The sequence below is a fragment of the Paludibacter jiangxiensis genome (assembly GCF_001618385.1).
Classification (GTDB): domain Bacteria; phylum Bacteroidota; class Bacteroidia; order Bacteroidales; family Paludibacteraceae; genus Microbacter; species Microbacter jiangxiensis.
This window is the reverse complement of the sequence record NZ_BDCR01000003.1, coordinates 95,789-114,921: the sequence shown is the minus strand read 5'-3', so window position 1 is coordinate 114,921 and position 19,133 is coordinate 95,789. Positions and strand designations below refer to the sequence as shown.

The following is a 19,133-nucleotide window of genomic DNA, read 5'->3' as shown; positions in this document are numbered from 1 at the left end:
AGAGCTAACCGTCAATTTACTTAAATTACACCTTTAATAAAATAAAGGAAGTCATCTTGAGAAGACACGATAATTAATAGCGATATTAGTTATCACAAGGAACAAAAACTAATTTATACAATGAAGAGTTTGATCCTGGCTCAGGATGAACGCTAGCGACAGGCCTAACACATGCAAGTCGAGGGGCAGCACGAGGTAGCAATACTTTGGTGGCGACCGGCGCACGGGTGCGTAACGCGTATGCAACCTACCTGTAATTGGGGGATAGCCTTCCGAAAGGAAGATTAACACCGCATAAGACAATAGATCCGCATGGATTAGTTGTTAAATATTTATAGATTACGGATGGGCATGCGTCTGATTAGATAGTTGGTAGGGTAACGGCCTACCAAGTCTGCGATCAGTAGGGGTTCTGAGAGGAAGGTCCCCCACACCGGAACTGAGACACGGTCCGGACTCCTACGGGAGGCAGCAGTGAGGAATATTGGTCAATGGGCGAGAGCCTGAACCAGCCAAGTCGCGTGAAGGAAGAATGTCCTATGGATTGTAAACTTCTTTTGTAGGGGGATAAAAAAGAGTACGTGTACTCTCTTGTAGGTACCCTACGAATAAGGATCGGCTAACTCCGTGCCAGCAGCCGCGGTAATACGGTGGATCCTATCGTTATCCGGTTTTATTGGGTTTAAAGGGTGCTGTGGCGGGCTGTTAAGTCAGTGGTGAAAGGTTGACGCTCTACGTTAACATTTCCATTGAAACTTGCGGTCTTGAGTGCAAATGAGGCAGGCGGAATGTGTTGTGTAGCGGTGAAATGCATAGATATGACACAGAACACCAATTGCGAAGGCAGCTTGCTGGAATGTAACTGACGCTGAGGCACGAAAGCGTGGGGATCAAACAGGATTAGATACCTTTTTAGTCCACGCAGTAAACGATGATTACTAGCTGTTAGCGATATAATGTTAGTGGCTAAGCGAAAGCGATAAGTAATCCACCTGGGGAGTACGTTCGCAAGAATGAAACTCAAAGGAATTGACGGGGGCCCGCACAAGCGGAGGAACATGTGGTTTAATTCGATGATACGCGAGGAACCTTACCCGGGCTTGAAATGCATCTGACGAACTTGGAAACAGGTTTTCTAGCAATAGCAGATGTGTAGGTGCTGCATGGTTGTCGTCAGCTCGTGCCGTGAGGTGTCGGCTTAAGTGCCATAACGAGCGCAACCCTTGTCATTAGTTACTAACAGGTTAAGCTGAGGACTCTAATGAGACTGCCATCGTAAGATGCGAGGAAGGTGGGGATGACGTCAAATCAGCACGGCCCTTACGTCCGGGGCGACACACGTGTTACAATGGAGGGTACAGAGGGTCGCTACCTAGTGATAGGATGCTAATCTCGAAAGCCTTTCGTAGTTCGGATTGGAGTCTGCAACTCGACTCCATGAAGCCGGATTCGCTAGTAACCGCGCACCAGCCACTGCGCGGTGAATTCGGGCCCGGGCCTTGTACACACCGCCCGTCAAGCCATGTGAGTTGGGGGCGCCTAAAGTTTGTGACCGCAAGGAGCGATTTAGGGCAAAACCAGTGACTGGGGCTAAGTCGTAACAAGGTAGCCGTACCGGAAGGTGTGGCTGGAACACCTCCTTTCTGGAGAGATGACGACGTAAGGCAAGTAAGTGACATACAGGTTAGATATACATTAAACTTACCTTTACTACATTTGTTATATAATACGAGTTAAAAGTTGAATGTTCAAAGTTGAAAGTTGTAAAACCTTAAACTTTAGACCTTAAACTTGGAACTTGAAAGTAGAGCCTGGAAAGAGGCGCAAGAACAGCCAGTCCTATAGCTCAGTTGGTTAGAGCGCTACACTGATAATGTAGAGGTCGGCAGTTCAACTCTGCCTGGGACTACAAAAAAAACGAGCAAGTGAGAAAGTGAGACGGAGAGCAAGTGAGTTCACCTCACACCTGACCACCTGACTGACTCACCTACTAAAACGGGGGATTAGCTCAGCTGGCTAGAGCATCTGCCTTGCACGCAGAGGGTCAACGGTTCGAATCCGTTATTCTCCACAAAAAATATCATCACAAGCGAGTGATGAGAAGAAAGAACAAACATATTGACAAGAAACTTCAGATCCACAGGGGGGTCAGAAAGTGATAATCAGAGCGGTTATCAAATGAAAAGCGGTTCAACCCCGCAAAGTTTCACCACTGATAAAGCGGTTAATTAATAATTAAACATTAATAATTAACCATTATCAAAAAGGTCTTTGACATATTGGAAAAGTAGAGAGATAACGAGTAAAGTTAAATTAAATAAAAGGTAGCGATACTATAATAATTTAAGAGCGCTGGTTAGTTGGCAACAATTAACCACACGAGAAGAAAAGTAAGTAAGAGCGCAGGGTGGATGCCTTGGCTCTCGGAGGCGATGAAGGACGTGATAAGCTGCGATAAGCTACGGGGAGGTGCAAATGACCTTTGATCCGTAGATTTCCGAATGGGGCAACCCAATGCCGTGATGCGGCATTACTTTCCTAATGGATGGTGCGAACGCAGGGAACTGAAACATCTAAGTACCTGTAGGAGAAGAAAACAAAAGTGATTCCCTAAGTAGTGGCGAGCGAACGGGGAACAGCCCAAACCAACAGTGTTTCGGCATTGTTGGGGTTGTAGGACCACGACATATGATTGTAAAAGGAACAGGAATCGTAATGGAACTTTGTACCATAGAGGGTGATAGTCCCGTACTGGTAATGTTTACAATTGTTAGTGGTATCCTGTGTAGCGCGGTACACGAGAAATCCTGTGTGAAACTGCCGGGACCATCCGGTAAGGCTTAATACTCCCGAGAGACCGATAGCGAACAAGTACTGTGTAGGAAAGGTGAAAAGCACCTCGAACAGTGGAGTGAAAAAGAACCTGAAACCGTGCGCTTACAAGCGGTTGGAGCATCATTTATGGTGTGACAGCGTGCCTATTGCATAATGAACCTACGAGTTACTTTCACCGGCAAGGTTAAGCCCTTCAGGGGCGAAGCCGAAGCGAAAGCGAGTCTGAATAGGGCGCATTAGTCGGTGGGAGTAGACGCGAAACCAAGTGATCTACCTATGAGCAGGTTGAAGTTCCGGTAACACGGAATGGAGGACCGAACCGGTAAGCGTTGAAAAGCTTTCGGATGACTTGTGGGTAGGGGTGAAAGGCTAATCAAACTTGGAGATAGCTCGTACTCCCCGAAATGCCTTTAGGGGCAGCGTTATTATAGTTTACATGAGGTAGAGCGACTGATTGGATGCGAGGGTTTCACCGCCTATCAAGTCCTGATAAACTCCGAATGCATGTAAATGGTTTTTGGCAGTGATGGCATGGGTGCTAAGGTCCATGTCCGAAAGGAGAAGAATCCAGACCATCAGCTAAGGGCCCCAAATTAATGCTAAGTTGAACTAACGAAGTCAGACTGCAGAGACAGCTAGCAAGTCGGCTTGGAAGCAGCCATTCATTTAAAGAGTGCGTAACAGCTCACTAGTCGAGCGGTCAGGCATGGATAATAATCGGGCATAAGCATTATACCGAAGCTATGGATTCAATAAGAATGGTAGGGGAGCATTCCTGTACAGCGTCGAAGGTTCTTCGTAAGGAGGATTGGAGCGGCAGGAAAAGCAGATGTAGGTATGAGTAACGATAAGGGAGGCGAGAAACCTCCCCGCCGAAAGACTGAGGGTTCCTGATCAACGCTAATCGGATCAGGGTCAGTCGGGACCTAAGGCATACCCCTTGAGGGGGGAAGTCGATGGAAGAACCGGTTAATATTCCGGTACTACCTTATAGAGTGAAGTGGGGACGAAGAAGTGAAAGTCCGGCCAACTGACGGAATAGTTGGTTAAAGGGTGTAGATATTGAGAGGTGTAGGCAAATCCGCACTTTGAGTCGAACCTGACAGTACAGAGAGCCCTCGGGTGATCTGATAAGGACCTAATCAGGCTTCCAAGAAAATCCGCTAGCGTTAATCTATGAGGTACCCGTACTCTAAACGTACACACGTGGTCAAGTAGAAAATACTGAGGCGCTCGAGTGATTCACAGCTAAGGAACTAGGCAAAATAGCCCCGTAACTTCGGGAGAAGGGGCGCCAGCAGCAATGTTGGCCGCAGAAAATTGGCCCAGGCGACTGTTTAACAAAAACAAAGGGCTTTGCAAAATCGAAAGATGAAGTATAAGGCCTGACACCTGCCCGGTGCTGGAAGGTTAAGAGGAGAAGTCATCGCAAGAGAAGCTTTGAATTGAAGCCCCAGTAAACGGCGGCCGTAACTATAACGGTCCTAAGGTAGCGAAATTCCTTGTCGGGTAAGTTCCGACCTGCACGAATGGTGTAACGAGCTGGGCACTGTCTCAGCTGTGAGCTCGGTGAAATTGTAGTATCGGTGAAGATGCCGATTACCCGCAACGGGACGGAAAGACCCCGTGAACCTTTACTGCAACTTTACATTGAATTTGGGTACTTAATGTGTAGGATAGGCCGGAGACTGTGAAGCAGGCGCGCTAGCGCAGGTGGAGTCAACCTTGAAATACGGCCCTTTAATTATTTGAATTCTAACTTCCGGATGGAAGGACACTGTATGGTGGGTAGTTTGACTGGGGTGGTCGCCTCCAAAAGAGTAACGGAGGCTCCCAAAGGTGCGCTCATGGCGATTGGTAACCGCCAGCAGAGTGTAATGGTATAAGCGCGCTTGACTGAGAGACCGACAAGTCGATCAGGTAGGAAACTAGGGCATAGTGATCCGGTGGTTCCGCATGGAAGGGCCATCGCTCAAAGGATAAAAGGTACTCCGGGGATAACAGGCTGATCATTCCCAAGAGCTCAAATCGACGGAATGGTTTGGCACCTCGATGTCGGCTCGTCACATCCCGGGGCTGGAGAAGGTCCCAAGGGTTGGGCTGTTCGCCCATTAAAGTGGCACGCGAGCTGGGTTCAGAACGTCGTGAGACAGTTCGGTCCCTATCTGTTGTGGGCGTAAGAAATTTGAGAAGATCTGACACTAGTACGAGAGGACCGTGTTGGACGAACCTACGGTTTACCGGTTGTTCCGCCAGGGGCACCGCCGGGTATCCGCGTTCGGGCAGGATAAGCGCTGAAAGCATCTAAGCGCGAAACCAACTTCAAGATGAGATTTCTTCTAAGGGCCGTTGAAGACGACAACGTTGATAGGCTGTAGGTGTAAAGGCAGTAATGTCAAAGCCGAGCAGTACTAATCGCCCGAAACTTTTCTTCTCCTCAAACTCTTATTTATTATAGTAATGCTATCCAATTTAGCTTACGAGTTAACTCTCTTTCCAATACGTCAACAATATACAGTTGAAGACAACCTGAAACTGAAAACTTTTAGGTGGCTATAGCGCTGGGGTTCCACCTCTTCCCATTCCGAACAGAGAAGTTAAGCCCAACTACGCCGATGGTACTGCACACAATGTGGGAGAGTAGGTAGCCGCCACTTTTACAAAACGCTTTGCATCTTATGATGTGAAGCGTTTTTGCGTTTATACCCTTAAGTTATTTTGGATTATTACATCTTTCTGCTATTCGTCAGAAGTAGTATCTTTGGGAAAATTTATAATGATGCTGTTTCTCTATTTGCTGCTGTGTTTATATGCTTTATTTTTGTGCTGTTGTGTTTATGCATGGCAGAAAACAAAGAGAGAAAAAATAATTGGCAATGTGCGAACAGACCTCTCTGTTGTGATATGTGCCCGTAATGAAGCGGGAAAGATTGGCTCATTACTAAGAGATATTGAAAAACAATCCTATAAAGCGAAGGAAATTATTGTTGTTGATGATAATTCCAGTGATAGAACAGCGGAAATTGTTTCATCCTTTCCAGATGTCAGGTTGATACAGAATACAGGGATAGGGAAGAAGCAAGCACTTAAATGCGGTGTTGAAGCGGCTATATGTGATAATATTGTTTGTACAGATGCCGATTGTCATGTGTCTGATACATGGTTGCAAGCTATTGCCTCCTGCTTTGTTACATATAACCCTTCTCTGATTATAGCCCCAGTTCGTATGATTTCTAATCATACTTGCTGGCAGCAGCTGCAAGCGGTAGAGTTTCTCTCTTTGGCCGCGGTTACTGCCGGGTCGGCTTTGCTGGGTCATCCAACGATGTGTAATGGCGCAAACTTGGCATTCAGGAGAGAAGTGTGGCTGAGATCTTTTGGCGATTTGAAGATGGAAGAACCTTCGGGAGATGATATGTTTTTTATGATGTATTGTAAAAAACAGGGAGAGCCTATCCGCTATTTAAAGTCTCAGGATGCCATGGTGACCATAGAGCCTAATGAGACCATAGAACAATTTAGAAATCAAAGAAGGAGATGGGTGTCAAAAAGTAAATCCTATAGGGATGTTAGCGTAATTCTACTTGGATTACTTACGTTTGCAGTAACTGTTATGCCTCTTTTTCTGTTGCTTTTTGGTCTGTGGCAACAGGCATTGATCTGTTGGACGGGTAAAACGCTCGCAGATGCATTGTTCGTACTTAATTTTGCATCGTTTTTTAACGGGAAACAACTTGTAAGCAAGATAATTCCATTAGCAATGTTGTACCCTTTTTATGTACTTTACGTTACTGTTCCGGGATTATTCTGTAAGGTGAAATGGAAATAATAAAAAATATAGACAAATGATACAGGAAATTAAGCATGTGATAGATGTACTGCGCAAAGGAGGCGTTATTTTATACCCGACGGATACTGTGTGGGGATTGGGTTGCGACGCAACAAATGAAGAAGCGGTAAAACGTATTTACGAAATTAAGCAGCGAGCTGATAATAAAGCTATGCTTGTTCTGATGGATAGTACCGCAAAGTTGCAGGCTTACGTATCTGAAATTCCTGATCTTGCTTATGACCTGATAGATATGAGTGCCAAACCATTGACAATAATTTATCCGCAAGGAAAAAATCTGGCTGCAAATTTACTGGGTGATGATGGAAGCATAGGTATACGAGTGTCTAATGAAGACTTTTCAAAAAAGTTGTGTGAAATGTTTCGTCGTCCGATCGTATCTACATCTGCAAATATTAGCGGTGTGCCGACTCCGCGCAACTTTGCGCAGATTTCACAGGAAATTATCGATGCGGTCGATTATGTCGTACAATATCGTCAGGATGATCTGTCGGAGCCAGCTCCTTCTTCAATTATCAAACTAGGTCCGGGGAGCCTTGTTAAGGTTATTCGTGAATAATATTGAGAATAGTTCTCCATTTGCGGCTGATATTTCTGAAATATCAGCCACTTTTTTATTCTCGGGATTAAGTAGCATGCAGGGCGCTTTTTGTTTGAAGTATCGCACAATATTTCTACTTTTGTACTCTGATTCGCAGGTTGGAAAAAGAATTAATCTGCGATTGTAAAATGTCTGTTTTTCAAAGTTTTATACATTATGGCTGGAAGAAAAAATATTATAATTTATGGTAGTGTAGGGGCATTGGTTCTTGGATTGGTAATCGCACTTGTTTTCTTTGTGAAGAAATCTTCGGATAAAGATTCGGAAATGAAAGGAATGGTTGCACAGATGACGTATGAAAAGAGTCAATTGCAACAGGAATATGAGGATTTTGCCAAATCGACCGACGGTTTGCAGTTTAAGACAACCAATGATTCTCTTGCCCACCAGATTGTGAAACAGAAACAACGTATTCAGTCATTGATGGAAGAACTGAAAACGGTTAGAGTGACAGATGTTCAGAAGATTAACCAATTGAAACAGGAGCTTGCAACTGTACGTAAAGTGTTGCGGCAATACGTGATAATGGTAGATTCTTTGAATCATCAAAATCAGGTGTTGACAGCGGAAAACCAGGAAGTAAAGCAAAAATTCAATCAGGCTTCGCAGCATGTGGAACAATTGTCAAAGGAAAAAAGCTCTCTTGAAGAAAAGGTGACTCGTGCTGCACGACTGGATGTGAAATCGCTAAGTGTCGAGACGTTGACAGATCGCAATAAAAAAACCGATAAAGTCAATAAAACTACGACTATAAAGATCAATTTTACGATTGCCAAAAATGTTACTGCAGCTCCCGGAAATAAGCATGTATATGCACGGATCATGACTCCTGATAACGGAGTCCTTGCCAGAAGTCAAGGTGATGTTTTTCCATTTGAGAACCGTCAGATTCAATTCTCCTGTAAAAAAACTATTGAATATCAGGGCGAAGATCTTTCTGATGTGCTTTACTGGAAAGTCAATGAATTGTTGTTTCCGGGTTCTTACAGAGTAGACCTTTTTGCAGATGGCAATTTGATCGGTCAAGCCAGCTTTCGTTTAGCCAAATAAAACTTCATTGAAATCAGATAACATCCGGTAAACAGGTTCCTATGCAACCGGTATTAAGAGAATATAAAGCATTCCTTCAACTCGAAAAGTCGTTATCTTCTAATACGGTATCGGCTTATTTGAGTGATATAGAAAAGCTTTTGAGCTTTCTTACGGATGCCCATGTCGATTTTTTGACTGTGCGCATCGACCACTTGCAGGATTTTTTGATAGAGTTGTCTGATTTGGGTATTTCTCCCCGTTCCCGGGCGCGTATCGTTTCCGGTATAAAATCGTTTTATAATTTTCTTATACTGACCAATAAACTGGAAGATGATCCTACCGAATTACTGGAGCTTCCCAAAATAGGTCTTCATTTGCCGGAAGTTCTCTCAGTCGAAGAAATCAATTCCATCGTCGATGTTATTGATGTATCTACGCCAGAGGGGCAACGCAACAGAGCCATTATAGAAATGATGTATGGGTCGGGCTTGCGGGTTTCCGAATTGATTGACATACAGCTTTCGAATATCGATATTGAGCATTCTTTTATGAAGGTGGAAGGAAAAGGTAGCAAGCAGCGTTTGGTTCCTTTGTCTGAAGAAGCTGAAAATCAAATGAGATTGTGGCTGATAATTCGTAACGGAATGAAGATTCAGAAAGGCTTTGAAGATTATCTGTTTCTAAACCGGAGGGGAGCAAAGCTGACCCGGGTGATGATTTTTACGATTGTCAAACAGCTTGCCCAAATGGCAGGAATAAAGAAGAATATTAGTCCACATACATTCCGACATTCATTTGCGACTCATTTGCTCGAAGGAGGTGCAAATCTCAGGGTTATTCAGCAGCTTTTGGGGCATGAGTCGATTATGACAACAGAAATTTATACTCATATTGACGTTGAATTGCTGAGAGATACGGTGTTGAGCTTTCATCCAAGAAATGCTAGGAGTGAATCCCAATAAAAAATGCGAACCGGTTGTTCCGATTCGCATTTTTTGATTCTTATGAGATTTAGAGAAGATTACACAGTCATGATTTCCTTTTCTTTGGCAACCATCATGTCTTCTACTTTTTTTACAAATTTGTCGTGCAACTTCTGAGCATCATTTTCTGCATCTTTGGCAGAATCTTCAGGAAGTCCGTCTTTTACTGCTTTTTTGATGTGTTCAATGGCATCACGACGGGCGTTACGGATGCTTACTTTTGCATCTTCGACTTCTTGTTTAGCCTGTTTTGCAAGCTGTTTACGGCGTTCTTCTGTAAGAGGAGGGATTCCCAAACGAATGGTTTCTCCGTTGTTCGCAGGAGTAATGCCTATTTCGGATGCCATGATAGCTTTTTCAATAACAGCGATCATCGCTTTTTCCCACGGTTGGATGTTGATTGTTTTTGCATCAGGGGTGGTAACTGTAGCTACTCCGCTGATGGGAACATGATTTCCATAATATTCAACGAATACACCGTCAAGAATACGGGGATTAGCTTTTCCTGCACGGATGTGAGCCAACGATTCATCTAAGAAGCGTACGGAACCTTCCATTTTTTCTTCTGCGGCTTTTAAAAATACCTTTACATCTGTCATAGCAATTGTTATTTTAGGTGAAGGATATGAATTTTGTTTTGATTAGCACTTAACATTCAGACTGTTGAGTACTACTCGTATTTTCTCAAATGTTGTAATGGTAGTCGGTACTAACGGCAGACGTAATTTGTTTTCTATCATACCCATTACGGATAAGATACTTTTTACACCAGCCGGGTTTCCATCGACAAACAGGAGCTTAAATAGTTCGTTGAAACGATAATGAATTTCACGAGCAGCATCGTATTGGCCGTTGAGTGCGAGTCTCACCATGCGGCTGAACTCGTATGGGAAAGCGTTGCCGATAACAGAGATTACACCAACAGCTCCTAATGTTATCAGAGGAAAGGTGATGCCGTCATCTCCTGAAATTACCACGAAATTTTCAGGCTTGTTTTTGATAATATCATCAATTTGCGTAAAGATGCCGGAAGCTTCTTTGATTGCAACGATATTTTTGAAATCATTAGCCAAACGCAATGTTGTATCAGCCGTCATGTTGACACCTGTTCTTCCCGGAACGTTGTAAAGGATAATCGGTAGTCTGGATGCAGTCGCAATTGCTTTGAAATGCTGGTATAAACCTTCCTGTGATGGCTTGTTGTAATAGGGTGTGACCGAAAGGATAGCATCGACACCACTCAAATCGTCGTTTTGAAGTTGATCTATTACAGCTTGTGTATTGTTTCCACCGACACCCAGAACGATAGGCAATCTTCCGGCATTGACTCTGATGACAAAGCGGGTAACTTCATCTCTTTCCTGTTTGGTCATGGTAGCTGTTTCTGCTGTTGTTCCACAAACAACCAGATAATCGGTGCCGTTTTTTATCAGATGCTCCACAAGTTTTGCAAGAGCATCAAAATCAATCGAATCGTCTGCTTTGAATGGGGTAATCAGGGCAACGCCCATCCCGGTTAATTTACTTTTGGTCATACAATATAGTAGAAATACGGGTGCAAATGTACACTTTTTTTGCCGCTTCTCTATCATTTTAATACAACAATTTGGTGCATTTTTGTCAGTTTTACACATGGCTGACAACAAAGTGCGTTGTTGGATAGAAGAACTATATCAGGGATTTGTTTGGGCGCTTTTATTTTATAAAAGGCATTAATAATCAGGCTTGTATGATATTTGATTGCAGGGGTTAAAAAAATGAGTTATCTTTGTTATTTCAATTTGATACGATGTAAGCATTAAAGATATGGATAATAAACTGTTTATTTATAATACATTAAGTAGAAAAAAAGAGATTTTTGAACCACTTCATGCACCTCATGTGGGTATGTACGTTTGTGGTCCTACAGTGTATGGTGATGCTCATTTGGGACATGCGCGTCCGGCGATTACGTTTGACCTGGTTTTTCGTTATCTGACGCATCTTGGTTATAAAGTTCGTTATGTGCGGAATATAACTGATGTGGGGCACCTCGAAAACGATGCCGATGCCGGAGAAGATAAGATTGCAAAGAAGGCTCGGCTTGAGCAGCTTGAGCCAATGGAGATTGTTCAGTATTATACTAATCGATATCATAAAGCGATGGAAGCGCTTAACGTGCTTCCTCCCAGTATTGAACCTCATGCATCGGGTCACATTATAGAGCAAATTGAGTTTGTGAAGCATATCCTGAATGCGGGCTTTGCATACGAAAGTCACGGGTCGGTTTATTTTAATGTTGAGAAGTATAACAAATCCCATCATTACGGGAAATTGTCCGGTCGCAATATTGATGAGCTGTTGGAAACAACACGCGATTTGGATGGTCAGCACGAAAAGCGTAAAAGTGTTGATTTTGCTCTTTGGAAAAAAGCAATGCCAGAACATATAATGCGTTGGCCTTCACCATGGAGTGATGGCTTTCCGGGATGGCATCTCGAATGTTCGGTAATGGGTACAAAATATTTGGGCGAAAAATTTGATATTCATGGTGGCGGAATGGACTTGGTATTTCCGCATCACGAATGCGAAATCGCTCAGTCGACGGCAGCCCTCGGCCACGAATCAGTACGTTACTGGATGCACAACAACATGATAACCATCAACGGACAAAAGATGGGTAAATCGCTGGGTAATTTCATTACACTAGAAGAATTTTTCACTGGAAATCACAAATTGCTTACTCAGCCATTCAGCCCGATGACTATCCGTTTCTTTATTCTTCAGGCTCATTATCGTGGTACGGTCGATTTTAGCAGCGAGGCATTGGTGGCATCGGAAAAAGGATTGTCCAGATTGGTGGAAGGGTATGAACGTTTGCAGAAATTGCAGGCTGGAGCTGAAACCACAGTGGATGTGGCAGGTTTGTGTGATAAATGTGAAGCAGCGATGTGTGATGACCTGAATACACCGGTTGTAATTGCACAGTTGTTTGAAGCTATCAAAGCGATTAATACCGTTCATGATGGCAAGGGAACTATTTCTCAGGCTGATCTGGATGAGTTAAAGTCTGTTATGAAACTCTTTATTGAAGATATTCTTGGCTTGAAAACTCAACTCTCAGATGTGGATTCTTCTACAGAAGCGTACAAAAAAGCGATAGACTTGTTGCTTAGTATTCGTCTCGAAGCGAAGGCAAACAAGGACTGGGCTACAGCCGACAAAATTCGTAACCAGTTAGCTGCCTTTGGTTTCGATGTTAAAGATACGAAAGACGGATTTGAATGGAAGCTTTGAAAAGCAGAAAGCGGTTCAATGATGGCAATTAAAAAAAAGCAATGAGGCCATAAAGCCCTGCAAACAGGATATTTTTTTCTTTGTGATTTTATGTTAAATATCAGGGCAAAAGAAAAGAGCACCTGTTTTGATAGAAAGATATTTGCTACTTTTGTGGGCAAATTTTATTGGAATAATACTTGGACGGGCATTTTTACGTTATTGAAGTGAAATACTAAAAGCAAGTCACATGATTCGAAAATTGATTTTTTGGATGGGGCTGTTAGGTGTCACTCAATTGGCGTATTGTCAGGATTTTGAGCACACGATAGAGATCGGTCCTCTTGCAGGTACATCATTTTACCTTGGCGATGCCAATCAGAAGTTGTTCGCTTATAACAGAAGCGTTATCGGCGGCTTAGTCCGTTATCCGTTAAATAACAGACTAGCACTAAAGAGTGCATTGTCTTTCAGTGGAATAAAAGGTTATTCGGACACGTATCAGGTAGCATTTAATCACAATTATTTATTTGCAACCATACAGGGCGAGTTTAACTTTTTTCCGTATGAACAGTCAGAGTACAACATTGAAAGTTCGATAGTAACTCCTTACATATTAGGGGGTGTTGGATTTATAGCCTGTAGCAGGCAAAAGAAAAATGCAACCATTCTTTCCGAACCAATCTCTCCTGCACGGGCAGTTGTGTTAAGTTGCGGGGTAGGAGGAAAACTGAAGTTGAGTAGCCGATTAGATCTTAATTTGGAATGGACAATTAATAAAGCTCTGTCCGACAGACTCGAAGGGGTAGCGGAGCTGAATAATCCGTATTTGTTGAATCAAAATATGTCTTTTAATAACGATTTTTATTCAACACTGACAATTGCAGTCACCTTTGCAATTTATACACAGAAATGTGAATGTAGATCAGGTTTCTTAAAAGGATACTGATTATTAATTAGATAACACAAACATGAGTTCATTTTTAGATACAATAGACAGAGCCCGTGTACCGAGACATGTAGCCATTATAATGGACGGGAACGGACGATGGGCAATGCAACAGGGTATGGCTCGTGCTTTTGGACACCAAAGTGCTATTGGCGCTGTGCGCGATGTGACCGCAGCTGCTGCTGAAATTGGAGTTGAATATTTGACATTATATACATTTTCGACAGAAAACTGGAACAGACCGGAGGATGAAATAAAGGCCTTAATGGAATTGTTTGCAGTAACTATCGAAAAAGAGACACCCGATCTAAATAAAAACAATGTGCGCTTAGTGTCAATCGGGGATCATGACCGCTTGCCCGAAGATGCACAACGAAGATTGAAAAATAGTATTGAAATTACTGCACAAAATACAGGTTTAACCTTGGTTTTAGCCCTGAGTTATTCTGCAAGATGGGAGATAATTAATGCGGTAAAATTATTTTGTCAGGATGTGCAGTCCGGCAAGGCAAAGCCTGAAGACCTTGAGGATAAGATGTTTGACAGTTATCTTACAACGAAAGGCATACCGGACCCTGATTTGTTGATTCGTACCAGTGGCGAAATGCGCATTAGTAATTTTTTACTGTGGCAATTGGCCTATTCCGAACTTTACTTCACGAATACGCTTTGGCCTGATTTTGACAAAGAACAATTTTATGAAGCAATCTGTGATTATCAAAGTCGCGAACGTCGCTTCGGAAAGACTGGACTTCAACTGAAAACAGATTGATAGATTATTTTACTTACGCATACTTCATCTAAAAAGCATATGTTAAAACGAACATTATTCGCGTTCACTTCCCTGATTTTATCCGTAACAGCTTTTGCTCAACAACCTGCAACAAGTCAGCAAACCGCAAAAGATACAGTTAAAGCATCTATCCCGAATATTTATTATTCACAGAATCCAAGAGAATACGAAATCGCCGGAATTAAAATTTCGGGTTCTTCAATGTATGAAGATTATGTATTGGTAGGCTTCTCAGGTCTTACTGTAGGTCAAAAGGTGAAAGTGCCCGGAGACGAACTGACCGGAGCTTTGAAACGTTTTTGGAAACAGGGTTTCTTTTCTGATGTAAAAGTTTTAGCATCCAAAATAGAAGGGAATAAAGTCTGGATAGAAATTGTAGTTCAGCAACGTCCCCGCATTTCTAAAATTAATTATACAGGACTTAAGAAGTCGTACATCGAAGATGTCGATCCTAAAATCGGAATGATTAAAGGTAGTCAGTTGACTCCAGATTTGAAAGATAAAGCGGTGACCGTGATAAAGAAATACCTGAATGATAAAGGTTTTCGTTATGCAACGGTTTCTGTCGTTCAAAAAAATGATACCCTTCAAAAAGGAATGGTGACGGTTGACATTGATGTCGATCCGGGTCGCAAGGTGAAAGTACATGAAATATTCCTTGAAGGAAATCAGGCTTTATCCTTTAATCAGGTGGTAGGCGCAATGAAAAAAACCAATGAACCGAAATTGGTTAACCTGTTCAAAACTAAAAGATTTGTGGATGAGAATTTCACCGCAGATAAGAATCTTATCATTGAACGGTACAATGAAAAAGGTTTTCGTGATGCAGCTGTAGTCTGGGATAGTGTAGCCCGTTATGACGATCAGAGCGTTAATGTTTACCTGAAAGTGGATGAAGGTAAAAAATATTATATACGTAATATTTCTTGGGTAGGAAATACTATTTACCCGAGTGAATATTTGAGCATGGTGTTGGGTCTCAAAAAGGGAGATACATACAATGCCAAATTATTGAACAAACGTTTGTCCACCGATGAAGATGCAGTAGGAAAATTCTATAAGAATAAAGGATATCTCTTTATGAATGTTGACCCGGTTGAAGTTAATACAGCGAATGACTCTATTGACTTCGAGATGCGTCTTTATGAAGGAAAACCGGCCACAATCAATGATGTTAAAATAAGCGGAAATACCCACGTATACGAACATGTGGTTCGCCGTGAAATGTATGTCGTTCCCGGACAATATTACAGCGAATCCGACTTGATGCGTACCATGCGCGAATTAGCTCAATTAGGTAACTTCGAGCAGGAAAAACTGATGCCGGATGTGCAACCTAATCCCGAAGAAGGTAATGTTGATATCAGCTGGCCTTTGGTTTCCAAATCGAACGACCAGATTGAATTTTCTGCCGGATGGGGACAAACCGGGGTGGTAGGTAGTCTGGGTTTGAAGTTTAGCAACTTTGCTATTCAGAACTTATTCAAACCGTCAACTTATCGTTTTGTACCAGAGGGTGAAGGTCAGACTTTTTCTATATCAGGTCAGACTAACGGTAGCTACTATCAATCGTATAGCGTTTCTTTTGTTGAACCATGGTTAGGCGGTAAGCGTCCTAATTCATTATCTCTGTCGGCATATTATTCTATCCAGACTGGTGTAAGTAACCGTTATTCAAGTTATCTCGGTAATTATTATAATTCATATTCAAGTGGATATTATGGCGGTTACGGCGGCTACGGAAATAATTATGGCAACAGCTATGCTTATGAAGCAGACCCGGATAAGTATATTCATACATTTGGTATTTCTGCAAGTTGGGGTAAGCGTTTGCAATGGCCTGATGACTATTTTCAGTTGAATCTTGGTCTTGAATATCAACGTTATTCATTGAAAAACTGGAGCTATTTCCTTATGTCTGACGGTGTAGCTAACCTTGCCAGTCTGAATGTGGTTTTAAGCCGGAATTCAACAGATAATCCGATCTATACGCGTAGTGGTTCAACTTTTACTTTGTCCGGACAGTTTACACCTCCGTATTCTTCTTTTGATCACAAGGACTACTCAGCTACAATGAGTGATCAGGATCGATACAATATGGTTGAATTCTATAAACTGAAATTCAAGGGTAAATTCTTCATTCCTCTTTCTAATGCCAATCGTACGTTTGTGTTGATGGGAAGAACTGAATATGGATACCTTGGCTATTATAACAAATACAAACGTTCTCCATTTGAAACGTTCTACATGGGTGGTGACGGTATGACTGGTTATACCACTTACGGAACAGAAACTATCGGTTTACGTGGTTATGAAAACGGTTCGTTGACGCCGACAGCATCTTATTACAGAAACGGTGCTTTGCAAAGTGCACAGATTGGTTACGTATATACAAGAGTTGGAGCTGAATTGCGATATCCGTTGGTGTTGGAACAAACAACCAATATCTATGCCCTTGCATTTGTTGATGCAGGTAACTGCTGGAGCTCCGGTAAAGAATTCAATCCTTTCGATTTGAAGAGGTCGGCTGGTGTTGGTGTTCGTATCTTCCTTCCGATGTTTGGATTGCTGGGTATTGACTGGGCATATGGTTTCGACAAGATTAACGGAAGTACTTCGTATGGTGGAAGCCACTTCCACTTTATTATCGGGCAAGAGTTCTAAAATATAGATTTTTGAATGTGCAACTAAAATCAGAAGACTATGAAAAAGCTTATTATTTTGTTCGTGTTTTTGATGGGAGCCTTCAGCTTTTCTCACGCTCAGAAATTTGCTATAGTAGACATGGAGTATATCATGAAACATGTGCCAGCCTATGAATCGGCAAATGAGCAGCTAAACCAGGTGTCAAAAAAATGGCAGGCGGAAGTGGAGGCGAAAATGCAGGTGGTACAAAATCTCTACAAGACATATCAGACAGAAGTTGTGTTTATGTCGCCAGAGATGAAGACTAAAAGAGAAAACGAAATTGTAGAAAAAGAAAAGGCAGCTCAGGATTTGAAACGTCAGTATTTTGGTCCGGAAGGAGAACTCTACAAGAAAAGACAAAGCCTGATGAAACCTATTCAGGACGAAGTCTATAATGCGATTCAAACCATTTCAAACGATAAAGGCTACCAACTGATTCTGGATAAGTCTTCATCTATGAATATTATCTTCTCATCGCCTAAAATAGACATAAGCGATGAAGTGTTAGTCAAACTTGGATATTCAAAATAAATCCCTATTTTTGCGAAAAATTTTCATTATTAAAAAATCAACTTATGCTTAAGAAAATTATTGTGCTGGTTTTGTGCGTTGCACCTATTATGGCTTTTGCTCAAAATAAATTCGGCCATGTCAATTCACAGGATGTGTATAATGCAATGCCAGAAAAAGCTACTGTAGAAAAAACTCTTCAGGATCTCGCTACAAATTATGAAAACGAGATCAACAAAATGCGTGATGAGTATAACAAAAGAGTAAAAGAATTTGTTGACAAAAAAGATAGCATGCCTCAATCTATCTTGCAAGCTCGTCAGAGTGAGATTGTAGAAATGGAACAACGTATCAGTACTTTGAACCAAACAGCTCAAAACGACCTGCAGAAAAAACAACAAGAATTAGTTCAACCTATTGTTGATAAAATTAAGAAAGCCATCAACGACGTTGGTCTTGAAAACGGCTTTATTTACATTTTCGACTTGCAGGTTCCTGCAATTCTTTATCATTCAGATCAGAGTGTAGATGTTCTGCCTTTGGTTAAAAAGAAATTGAATATCAAATAAGAGATTTCATCTAAAAATATCAAAGCCTGCACTCGGTTGAGTTGCAGGCTTTTTTGTTGTTTTTTGGGGAAGAGCAATACAAAATGGTAAAAACTAACGGATATTTGCAATGAGTTAACTGATGTTATGTATGATTCGTTATTATTTACCTTATGCTTAAACCTTTGATTTCTTTCGTTCTATTACTCCTAACTTTCTGTGTTTGTGACTCGCAGCCAAACTCTTTGAAAGAGATCAAACTGCCCGAAATTGGCAAGTGGATGGAAAGAAGCAGTGGCAAACCGGCAGATTGGTTGGGTACCCGGTTTCAGAATAAGGAACTTATCGAACCTATTAATGTAGTAATTATCGATGCATTTGCTAAAACCAGGACAGAATCAATCCGGAAGCTGATGATTGCATGTCAGAAAGAAGGCTATACTGACCGTGAGGGGCATTCTTCCGGGTATTATGCAAGGATAGACACCAATCGGTTAAGTCAGCTTCCGGACGAACACAGACGGGCGCTTTCCGATCGCAATTTTTTGTTTCCCAACAATCATGGACGCATAATGGGTCCTGAATACTTCGAGGGTAAATACATCTTTGTTGGCGCTTTCAGCCGTGAAGCATTCCGGTTTTTTAGCAGAGCCCATCACGTCTATCAATCGTTTACCATTGCCAGAAACGACTTCTGCGAAAAACTAGGGCGTGGTCATATCTATCGGATTATAGGCGAATGTAATCTTGAAAACCGGATAAATTCAAGATGGATAACGACGGGAGATCATGATGGGGAAGCAATATTGCTTTATGCTACCAGGTAAAGCCAGAAAGTTGACATGCTGCATAATGGAAACGGGATAAACAATTATACATTGGTATTTTTGTTCATCCCGTTTTTGCGTGTTGCGGTATCTTCGTTTATTTCCGTTTGTTGAGAATAATCAATGCTCCGATTACTCCCGGAACCCACCCGCACAGAGTGAGAAGGAAAATGATCAGGAAGCTGCCGCAGCCTTTATCCAGTACCGAAAGCGGAGGGAAAACAATTGCTAGAATGACTCTGAATAAACTCATATTTCCCCT

At 42.1% G+C, this 19,133-nt stretch carries 14 protein-coding genes, 2 tRNA genes and 3 rRNA genes; 16 read left to right on the top strand and 3 right to left on the bottom strand.

Annotated features, from left to right (window positions below; all coding sequences use genetic code 11):
* Positions 1 to 117 precede the first annotated feature (117 nt).
* The 9 genes from PJIAN_RS06910 (at position 118) to xerD (ending at position 9,280) form a co-directional block, all read left to right on the top strand.
* A 16S ribosomal RNA gene (locus PJIAN_RS06910) occupies positions 118 to 1,643 on the top strand.
* A gap of 192 nt (positions 1,644 to 1,835) precedes the next feature.
* A tRNA-Ile gene (locus PJIAN_RS06905) sits at positions 1,836 to 1,909 on the top strand.
* Between the two features lie 88 nt (positions 1,910 to 1,997).
* A tRNA-Ala gene (locus PJIAN_RS06900) sits at positions 1,998 to 2,071 on the top strand.
* Between the two features lie 313 nt (positions 2,072 to 2,384).
* Positions 2,385 to 5,269, top strand: a 23S ribosomal RNA gene (locus PJIAN_RS06895).
* 111 nt (positions 5,270 to 5,380) lie between these two features.
* A 5S ribosomal RNA gene (gene rrf / locus PJIAN_RS06890) occupies positions 5,381 to 5,492 on the top strand.
* Together the 16S, 23S and 5S rRNA genes with 2 tRNA genes alongside form the textbook arrangement of a ribosomal RNA operon.
* Positions 5,493 to 5,611: 119 nt before the next feature.
* On the top strand, positions 5,612 to 6,664 hold the full coding sequence (locus tag PJIAN_RS06885) for a glycosyltransferase (RefSeq protein WP_068703443.1): 1,053 nt from the start codon (positions 5,612 to 5,614) through the stop codon (positions 6,662 to 6,664).
* A gap of 16 nt (positions 6,665 to 6,680) precedes the next feature.
* Positions 6,681 to 7,244, top strand: a complete 564-nt coding sequence (locus tag PJIAN_RS06880; protein WP_068703441.1) for an L-threonylcarbamoyladenylate synthase — start codon at positions 6,681 to 6,683, stop codon at positions 7,242 to 7,244.
* A gap of 198 nt (positions 7,245 to 7,442) precedes the next feature.
* On the top strand, positions 7,443 to 8,336 hold the full coding sequence (locus PJIAN_RS06875) for a DUF8429 coiled-coil domain-containing protein (RefSeq protein ID WP_068703439.1): 894 nt from the start codon (positions 7,443 to 7,445) through the stop codon (positions 8,334 to 8,336).
* A 41-nt stretch (positions 8,337 to 8,377) separates the two neighbouring features.
* Entirely contained in the window at positions 8,378 to 9,280 is a 903-nt protein-coding gene (gene xerD / locus PJIAN_RS06870; protein ID WP_068703437.1) for a site-specific tyrosine recombinase XerD, read from the top strand.
* Between the two features lie 59 nt (positions 9,281 to 9,339).
* Here xerD and frr read toward each other — a convergent pair whose 3' ends face one another.
* Together frr and dapA are read right to left on the bottom strand one after the other, a co-directional pair.
* Complete coding sequence (gene frr, locus PJIAN_RS06865) at positions 9,340 to 9,900, bottom strand: ribosome recycling factor (RefSeq protein WP_068703435.1); 561 nt, start codon at positions 9,898 to 9,900, stop codon at positions 9,340 to 9,342.
* A 42-nt stretch (positions 9,901 to 9,942) separates the two neighbouring features.
* Complete coding sequence (dapA, locus tag PJIAN_RS06860) at positions 9,943 to 10,836, bottom strand: 4-hydroxy-tetrahydrodipicolinate synthase (protein ID WP_068703433.1); 894 nt, start codon at positions 10,834 to 10,836, stop codon at positions 9,943 to 9,945.
* Between the two features lie 271 nt (positions 10,837 to 11,107).
* Here dapA and cysS point away from each other — a divergent pair, with 271 nt between their 5' ends.
* The 7 genes from cysS to PJIAN_RS06825 all read left to right on the top strand — a co-directional run bounded on the left by cysS (position 11,108) and on the right by PJIAN_RS06825 (position 18,871).
* Complete coding sequence (gene cysS, locus PJIAN_RS06855) at positions 11,108 to 12,577, top strand: cysteine--tRNA ligase (RefSeq protein WP_068703431.1); 1,470 nt, start codon at positions 11,108 to 11,110, stop codon at positions 12,575 to 12,577.
* Between the two features lie 229 nt (positions 12,578 to 12,806).
* Entirely contained in the window at positions 12,807 to 13,505 is a 699-nt protein-coding gene (locus PJIAN_RS06850; protein WP_068703429.1) for a DUF6089 family protein, read from the top strand.
* A 22-nt stretch (positions 13,506 to 13,527) separates the two neighbouring features.
* The gene (uppS, locus tag PJIAN_RS06845; protein ID WP_068703427.1) at positions 13,528 to 14,277 is read left to right on the top strand and encodes an undecaprenyl pyrophosphate synthase; all 750 of its coding nucleotides are present in this window, start codon (positions 13,528 to 13,530) and stop codon (positions 14,275 to 14,277) included.
* A 39-nt stretch (positions 14,278 to 14,316) separates the two neighbouring features.
* The gene (gene bamA, locus PJIAN_RS06840; RefSeq protein WP_068703425.1) at positions 14,317 to 16,962 is read left to right on the top strand and encodes an outer membrane protein assembly factor BamA; all 2,646 of its coding nucleotides are present in this window, start codon (positions 14,317 to 14,319) and stop codon (positions 16,960 to 16,962) included.
* 39 nt (positions 16,963 to 17,001) lie between these two features.
* Entirely contained in the window at positions 17,002 to 17,517 is a 516-nt protein-coding gene (locus PJIAN_RS06835) for an OmpH/Skp family outer membrane protein (protein ID WP_068703423.1), read from the top strand.
* A gap of 44 nt (positions 17,518 to 17,561) precedes the next feature.
* The gene (locus tag PJIAN_RS06830; protein WP_068703421.1) at positions 17,562 to 18,065 is read left to right on the top strand and encodes an OmpH/Skp family outer membrane protein; all 504 of its coding nucleotides are present in this window, start codon (positions 17,562 to 17,564) and stop codon (positions 18,063 to 18,065) included.
* Between the two features lie 260 nt (positions 18,066 to 18,325).
* Positions 18,326 to 18,871: a hypothetical protein gene (locus PJIAN_RS06825; RefSeq protein WP_153802508.1), complete on the top strand. Its 546-nt coding sequence runs from the start codon at positions 18,326 to 18,328 to the stop codon at positions 18,869 to 18,871.
* Between the two features lie 97 nt (positions 18,872 to 18,968).
* On the opposite strand, the gene PJIAN_RS14780 is transcribed toward PJIAN_RS06825, so the two are convergent.
* Positions 18,969 to 19,124, bottom strand: coding sequence for a YqaE/Pmp3 family membrane protein (locus PJIAN_RS14780; protein WP_084252315.1), 156 nt, complete (start codon positions 19,122 to 19,124; stop codon positions 18,969 to 18,971).
* Positions 19,125 to 19,133: the final 9 nt, after the last annotated feature.

Excerpts from the sequence above, each read along its gene's own strand:
- PJIAN_RS06885 (WP_068703443.1), top strand. The coding sequence starts at position 5,612 with ATGATGCTGTTTCTCTATTTGCTGCTGTGTTTATATGCTTTATTTTTG.
- PJIAN_RS06880 (WP_068703441.1), top strand. The coding sequence starts at position 6,681 with ATGATACAGGAAATTAAGCATGTGATAGATGTACTGCGCAAAGGAGGC.
- PJIAN_RS06875 (WP_068703439.1), top strand. The coding sequence starts at position 7,443 with ATGGCTGGAAGAAAAAATATTATAATTTATGGTAGTGTAGGGGCATTG.
- xerD (WP_068703437.1), top strand. The coding sequence starts at position 8,378 with ATGCAACCGGTATTAAGAGAATATAAAGCATTCCTTCAACTCGAAAAG.
- frr (WP_068703435.1), bottom strand. The coding sequence starts at position 9,900 with ATGACAGATGTAAAGGTATTTTTAAAAGCCGCAGAAGAAAAAATGGAA.
- dapA (WP_068703433.1), bottom strand. The coding sequence starts at position 10,836 with ATGACCAAAAGTAAATTAACCGGGATGGGCGTTGCCCTGATTACCCCA.
- cysS (WP_068703431.1), top strand. The coding sequence starts at position 11,108 with ATGGATAATAAACTGTTTATTTATAATACATTAAGTAGAAAAAAAGAG.
- PJIAN_RS06850 (WP_068703429.1), top strand. The coding sequence starts at position 12,807 with ATGATTCGAAAATTGATTTTTTGGATGGGGCTGTTAGGTGTCACTCAA.
- uppS (WP_068703427.1), top strand. The coding sequence starts at position 13,528 with ATGAGTTCATTTTTAGATACAATAGACAGAGCCCGTGTACCGAGACAT.
- bamA (WP_068703425.1), top strand. The coding sequence starts at position 14,317 with ATGTTAAAACGAACATTATTCGCGTTCACTTCCCTGATTTTATCCGTA.
- PJIAN_RS06835 (WP_068703423.1), top strand. The coding sequence starts at position 17,002 with ATGAAAAAGCTTATTATTTTGTTCGTGTTTTTGATGGGAGCCTTCAGC.
- PJIAN_RS06830 (WP_068703421.1), top strand. The coding sequence starts at position 17,562 with ATGCTTAAGAAAATTATTGTGCTGGTTTTGTGCGTTGCACCTATTATG.
- PJIAN_RS06825 (WP_153802508.1), top strand. The coding sequence starts at position 18,326 with ATGGAAAGAAGCAGTGGCAAACCGGCAGATTGGTTGGGTACCCGGTTT.
- PJIAN_RS14780 (WP_084252315.1), bottom strand. The coding sequence starts at position 19,124 with ATGAGTTTATTCAGAGTCATTCTAGCAATTGTTTTCCCTCCGCTTTCG.